Origin of the sequence: Blautia sp. CAG:237 (assembly GCF_000436615.1) — a bacterium.
GTDB lineage: Bacteria > Bacillota > Clostridia > Lachnospirales > Lachnospiraceae > Blautia_A > Blautia_A intestinihominis.
This window is the reverse complement of the sequence record NZ_FR886670.1, coordinates 1-2,992: the sequence shown is the minus strand read 5'-3', so window position 1 is coordinate 2,992 and position 2,992 is coordinate 1. Positions and strand designations below refer to the sequence as shown.

Sequence of the window (2,992 nt, the reverse complement as noted above, 5' to 3'; positions counted from 1 at the left end):
CTCAAAAAGATGATCGATCTGTGCAAATTTACGAACGAAAGTTTTCTCAAGTGACTGAGCATCGCTTCCTTTCATAAACATTTTATATTTTCGCTCCAGTCGAGTCAATCTCATATTACTGCTTACTGTAGACGCAATCAATACCAGAACTACAATAAGCAAAATAATGATAACAATTCCAGGATCAATACCAATACTATCAAAAATTGTACTCATATCATACCCCTTTTATTTTATCTGATAGATTCAAATAAATCTATAATTCTCTCAAGGTCATCTCTTGAATAGTATTCTATTTCTATCTTTCCCTTATTGTTCTTCTTTCTGTGAATAAATACACGTGTTCCGGTAATATTCTTCATCTTTTCTTCAAGACTTTCATAAATTGCATCTTCCGCCGAATCAGATGACGAAGTTTCTTTTTTCTTTGATGGGTTTAAGATTGTCTTTACCAGCTTTTCTGTCTCTCTTACGCTGAGCTTCTCATCAAAAATCCGCATTGCTACAGAATACTGTTTCTCTACATCTGAGATAGCAAGCAATGCACGCGCATGTCCTGCTGAAATCATTTCATCCACCATCATCTGCTGTACTCTCGGATCCAGTTTCAACAGACGAAGAGAGTTTGTTACAGCTGTCCTGCTCTTGGATACTCTCTCTGCGATTTCATCCTGTTTCAGATTAAATTCATCAATCAGACGTTTATATGCCATTGCTTCCTCGACAGGATTCAGGTCTTCTCTCTGAATGTTCTCTATCAGGGATATCTCCACAATTTCCTGGTCGGAAAATTCTTTGATGACAACCGGAATTTCTTTCAGTCCAGCCATCTTTGCTGCACGCCATCTCCGTTCTCCTGCGACAATTTCATAATAGTCCTTCTTGTCAGATACGAGAAGCGGCTGCAGAACGCCATACATCTTGATAGATTCAGACAGCTCAAGGAGTGCATCTTCATCAAATTTCTTGCGTGGCTGTTCACGATTCGGCTCTACTTTTGAAATTTTTACAATCGTTTCGCCCTTTACAACGGACTGTTCTGTTGTTGATTTCGTACTTGCTGTATTTGTCTTTGGCTTAGAACTTCTTACAGTTTTAGGTTTTTCCTGTGAAACCTTTTCCGGAAAAAGTGCATCCAGACCTCTTCCAAGTCCTGATTTTTTTCCTGCCATTATTTATCCTCCCTGTTAATAACTTCTTCAGCTAAAAGGCGATAAGCTTCTGCACCGGCAGATCTTGAATCATATATATTGATAGGCTGTCCGTAACTTGGTGCTTCTGCAAGTCTTACATTTCTCGGAATAATGGTCTTATAAATATTCTGTTGAAGATTATCCTTTACATTCTCGACTACCTGTAAAGAAAGATTTGTTCTGGCATCATACATGGTAAATACAACGCCTTCCATTGCAAGTTTCTTATTTAATCTGTCTTTTACAAGATCAATCGTATGTATCAGCTGAGAAAGGCCTTCCAAAGCATAATACTCACACTGTATTGGAACAAGGACAGAAGTTGCAGCTGTTAATGCATTGATTGTCAGCATATTCAAAGACGGCGGACAATCCAAGATAATATAATCATATTTTCTTCGAAGTTTATCCGTAATTCCCTTTAAAATATACTCTTTATCATCCACACCAATCAATTCGATTTCTGCTCCGGATAAATTTATATTGGATGGAATTAAATCAAGATTTTCCACTACATCTTTTATAACTGTTTTTTTAATGTCAGCTTCTCCAAGAAGCAATTCATAAAGCGTATTTTCTACGCCATTTTTATCAACGCCTAACCCACTGGTTGTGTTTCCCTGCGGATCTATGTCAATTGCCAGAACTTTTTTCCCTTTTTCAGCAAGGCATGCAGAAAGGTTAATTGCCGTTGTAGACTTACCAACACCGCCTTTCTGGTTGGCTACTGCTATAATTCTTCCCAAAGTTCACCCTCCTTTCAAAATCATTTACGACCTATCAATTATAGCACTTTTGCCTTTAATGTTCCACATAATGTTTCACGTGAAACATTAAAATTTAGGGAAATTTTCATCAACGAATTGTTTATAATTTACAAGTTACAAATATATCTTTCTATATCATCTATCTTACAGCGCGTCCGTCAATGTTTCACGTGAAACATTTTATAAGCGTGAAACATACAATATTAATCATTTCTGTTTCATCTATTTTGAACAGTCCTGGTAAAGTGCATCACGAATGAGCTTTGTCGGCATCTTTTAGTTTACATAATATTGGTTCATTAAGAAGCGTCGCCTCACATGTCTTTCTATTAAATACATTTGTCTTTTTTCTTTCCTTTTCCCTAATGCCTGATATCTTCTTTCATCTTCCCATTTTTCCCTTCTATCTGCTTCATCACACGCTTTTTTCCCTGTATATGCCTCCTCTCTGGCACCTTTTTCCACATAATTGTATATTTTTTTAATAATTATTCACCTGTGTTGATAATAAAACACCGCCACCTGAGTCCTGTCCCTTAATTGCAGTTTATCTAATATGGCACTCAGATAATTTCGGATAGTTCCTTCGCTCAAAAACAGCTCTGCCGCAATTTCTCTGTTGCTGTATCCATCAGCGATCAGACGGATAATCTCCTGTTCCCGTTCGTTGATCCCATAACTGCTGTAATCGAACTTTTCTTCCTTCCTGATCAGATCTGGTATTTTAGATACGATTTCTTTTCCAAAAACCGTCTGCCCTAAATTTACCGCCTGCAGCGCAGGAAGAATACTGGCATAATCCTGTTTTAAGAGGTATCCTTTTGCCCCTAACCGAAGTGCTTTTACTATATATTCATCATCCAGAAATGTCGTCAAAAGCAGGATTTTTGCCTCCGGATACTCCAGCAGAATATGTTCAGAAGCCTCCAATCCGTTCATTCCTTTCATCCGAATGTCCATCAGCAGTACATCCGGGCAATACTGTCTGTACAGTCTGCACGCATCCTCTCCATCGATTCCAGTTGCAGCCAC

At 38.0% G+C, this 2,992-nt stretch carries 4 protein-coding genes; all 4 read right to left on the bottom strand.

All coding sequences use genetic code 11. The annotated features are described in order from the left end of the window. A partial coding sequence (locus QZL69_RS01385; RefSeq protein ID WP_291517801.1) for a DUF4446 family protein occupies window positions 1–216 on the bottom strand: 216 nt, incomplete at its 3' end. A 17-nt stretch (window positions 217–233) separates the two neighbouring features. Next, a complete protein-coding gene (locus tag QZL69_RS01380) occupies window positions 234–1,172 on the bottom strand; it encodes a ParB/RepB/Spo0J family partition protein (protein ID WP_022213437.1) in 939 nt (312 codons plus the stop codon). Then, window positions 1,172–1,939: a ParA family protein gene (locus tag QZL69_RS01375; protein WP_022213436.1), complete on the bottom strand. Its 768-nt coding sequence runs from the start codon at window positions 1,937–1,939 to the stop codon at window positions 1,172–1,174. The genes QZL69_RS01380 and QZL69_RS01375 overlap by 1 nt, the downstream gene beginning before the upstream one ends. 513 nt (window positions 1,940–2,452) lie before the next feature. After that, on the bottom strand, window positions 2,453–2,992 hold a 540-nt coding region (locus tag QZL69_RS01370), incomplete at its 5' end, for a LuxR C-terminal-related transcriptional regulator (protein WP_291517798.1).

What these genes read in the sequence shown, in the direction of transcription:
- QZL69_RS01380 (WP_022213437.1), bottom strand. Translation starts at nt 1,172, where the DNA reads ATGGCAGGAAAAAAATCAGGACTTGGAAGAGGTCTGGATGCACTTTTT.